Genomic DNA, 1,896 nt, shown 5'->3' with positions numbered 1-1,896 from the left:
CCACACCGGCCGCGTGGTGGTGGGCGCCGTCGGCAGCGAGCAGCGCCGCGAGTACACCGTCATTGGCGACGCGGTGAACCTGGCCAGCCGCATCGAAGGACTGACGAAGAAGGTCGGCGCCCCGGTGCTCGTCTCCCACGCCACGCGCGAGCGCTGCCGGGACACCTTCGACTTCGAGGCCGCCGCCCCGCTGCCCGTCGCGGGCAAGCCGGAGCCGGTGGCCACCTTCCTGCCCCGGAAGCGCGGCCTGCTCGCCGCCAGCTGACGCGCTGAAAAAGACAGCGGGGCCGGGAGTCGCCTCCCAGCCCCGCGGTGCGGCGCACGTCAGCGCGTGCTCAGTACGCCTTGGAGAACACGATGCGGCCGGGCGACGGGTTGCCGGTCATCACGCACTTGCCCGGCTCCTGCTTGAGGCTGAACGGGCGGCAGCGGGTGGTGAGGCCCGTCTCCTCCTTGATGCGCGCCTCCGTCTTCGGGTCCAGGTCCCAGTGCGCCAGCAGGAAGCCGTCCTCCGCCTTCGCCTTCAGCTCCTCGTAGGAGTTGACCTCGAAGGTGTGCGAGTCGCGGAAGTCCTTGGCCTTCTGGAACAGGTCCTTCTGCATCTGATCCAACATGGCCTGGGCCTTGGCGACGGCCTCGTCCAGCGACACGAACTCCTTCTGGCGCAGGTCGCGGCGCACCATCACGCACGAGCCCTTGGCCAGGTCCTTGGGCCCCAGCTCGATGCGCAGACACGTGCCGATGAGCTCGTGCTCGTTGTACTTGAAGCCCGGGCCCTTGGTCTCGTCGTCGTCCACCACCACGCCCAGGCCCGCCTTGCGCAGGTCCGCGGCCAGCGCGTGGGACTTCTCCATCACCTGCGTCTTCTCCGCGTCCGTCGCCTTGCCGGCGATGGGGATGATGACCACGTGCGTGGCGGCAATCTTCGGCGGCACCACGAGGCCCGCGTCATCCGAGTGCGTGAGGATGAGCCCGCCGATGAGGCGCGTGGAGGAGCCCCACGACGTCTGCCACACGTGGTGCACGCGGCCGTCGCGGCCCTGGAACGTGGTGTCGAAGGCCTTGGCGAAGTTCTGGCCCAGGTTGTGGCTGGTGCCCGCCTGGAGCGCCTTCTTGTCCTGCATCATCGCTTCGATGCTGTACGTGCGCAGCGCGCCGGCGAACTTCTCCGACTCCGACTTGCGCCCCGGCAGCACGGGCATGGCCATGTAGTCCTCCGCGAACGTGCGGTAGACCTCCAGCATCTGCAGCGTGCGCTCCTCCGCGTCCGCCTCCGTCTCATGGCAGGTGTGGCCCTCCTGCCAGAGGAACTCCGTGGTGCGCAGGAACAGGCGCGTGCGCATCTCCCAGCGCATCACGTTGGCCCACTGGTTCACCAGCAGGGGCAGGTCGCGGTAGCTCTGGATCCACTTGGAGAAGCTGCGGTTGATGATGGTCTCGGACGTGGGCCGGATGACCAGCGGCTCCTCCAGCTTCTGGCCGCCCGCGTGCGTGACGACCGCCAGCTGCGGGTTGAAGCCCTCCACGTGCTCGGCTTCCTTCTTGAGGTAGCTCTCCGGGATGAGCAGCGGGAAGTAGGCGTTCTTCACGCCCGTGTCCTTGAACATCTTGTCCATCGTCCGCTGGATGTTCTCCCACAGCGCGTAGCCGTTGGGGCGGATGACCATGCAGCCCTTCACGTCCGAGTAGTCGGCGAGCTTCGCCTTCTGGACCAGGTCGACGTACCACTCGGAAAAGCCCTTCTCGCGGGGCGTGAGCTTCTCGGCCATGTGCTGGGCACCTTGCTAGGGGATGGAAAGTGGGAGGCTGCGTACGATGGGATGTTCCGGAAATCAACGCCGGACCGAGGCCGGACTCGTCCCCTGAACGCCGCCCGTGCTTGGAAAATGACCCGCC

The 1,896-nt window shown here is 67.5% G+C and carries 2 protein-coding genes; one reads left to right on the top strand and one right to left on the bottom strand.

From position 1 onward, the window contains the following. Window positions 1-265: adenylate/guanylate cyclase domain-containing protein (locus D7W82_RS39345; RefSeq protein ID WP_147439778.1), on the top strand; the 265-nt coding region annotated here is incomplete at its 5' end. Between the two features lie 70 nt (window positions 266-335). Here the strand turns inward: D7W82_RS39345 and proS are convergent. Continuing rightward, entirely contained in the window at window positions 336-1,769 is a 1,434-nt protein-coding gene (gene proS / locus D7W82_RS39340; RefSeq protein ID WP_120623143.1) for a proline--tRNA ligase, read from the bottom strand. Window positions 1,770-1,896: the final 127 nt, after the last annotated feature.

It is taken from the genome of Corallococcus sp. CA049B, assembly GCF_003611685.1.
Classification (GTDB): domain Bacteria; phylum Myxococcota; class Myxococcia; order Myxococcales; family Myxococcaceae; genus Corallococcus; species Corallococcus coralloides.
Note: the sequence above shows the minus strand (reverse complement) of the source record. Positions and strands in the feature narration are given on the sequence as shown.

Excerpts from the sequence above, each read along its gene's own strand:
- proS (WP_120623143.1), bottom strand. The coding sequence starts at position 1,769 with ATGGCCGAGAAGCTCACGCCCCGCGAGAAGGGCTTTTCCGAGTGGTAC.